This window comes from Chryseobacterium pennae (assembly GCF_003385515.1).
GTDB classification, from domain to species: domain Bacteria; phylum Bacteroidota; class Bacteroidia; order Flavobacteriales; family Weeksellaceae; genus Chryseobacterium; species Chryseobacterium pennae.
Genome location: NZ_QNVT01000071.1, coordinates 1 through 859 on the forward strand (window position 1 = coordinate 1; position 859 = coordinate 859).

Genomic DNA, 859 nt, shown 5'->3' on the forward strand with positions numbered 1-859 from the left:
TTCTAAATTATTTATTTTCTGAGGACGTAGGCCCTTGATATTTTCAAAATCTTTCACAATACAAATTTAATCTTATTTCAAAACCACTACAAGATGAGCTCCAGAGGAGGGGAATGATGGCAGTTATTCCTCATTGACAATGATAAGATTAGAGCAAGGGATCCTTATTACCTATTATTAGCAATCATGGTTTTCGTAGTTCAATTGCTCCATTTTTTTCTCATAGCTTTCCATGTCTTTTTTGCCTATGTTTATTTTTTTCAGTTCTACCGGAATTTGTTTTTTCCCATCGGGACTAATCCAGGTCCCTTTCATGATTTCTCCTTCTTTCTTTAGAATCATCAGCCCTGTAAATCCTTCTTCTACCATAGCAAATTGTCCCTTAGCGCCTTCTGTAACGTTAAGTTCCAACCAATTGCTTACTTTTTCGTAACGGTACATGGCATTATAATAAGGATCTCCACCACATCCGTTTTCCACGGATTGTAAAAATAAGGTTACCGGCATTTTTCCGTTCACTGTGCCTTTATATAGAGAGGAAGTATTCTGTGCCTGTAAAGTAATGAATGAGATTGTAAAAGTGAGAGTTAATAGAATTTGTCTGAACATTTTTATATAGTTTTTAGTCGTGTCTTGAATAAAAAAACAGAACAGTACACTTTATAAGTATACTGTTCCATTAGTTTTTTTAAGTTTTGTTGTTCTGGCTTATTTACCAGCAGATGGCCAAAGTCCAGCGTACTGAGAAGTACCGTAGTCAATAGTTTCAGCACTGATTACGAAGCTGATCAACATACTGTTGCTGTCGATTGCATCGAAATCTACTTCGTGCTGGATAACGTATCCATTCTCCCACTTA

Annotated in this window: 2 protein-coding genes; both read right to left on the reverse strand. The window is 36.0% G+C overall.

Annotated elements, in window-relative coordinates; genetic code table 11:
- Nucleotides 1-177: 177 nt before the first annotated feature.
- Nucleotides 178-609, reverse strand: a complete 432-nt coding sequence (locus DRF65_RS28170) for a hypothetical protein (RefSeq protein WP_115974016.1) — start codon at nt 607-609, stop codon at nt 178-180.
- Between the two features lie 99 nt (nt 610-708).
- The coding region (gene tssD / locus DRF65_RS28715; protein ID WP_317126223.1) for a type VI secretion system tube protein TssD at nt 709-859 on the reverse strand (151 nt) is incomplete at its 5' end.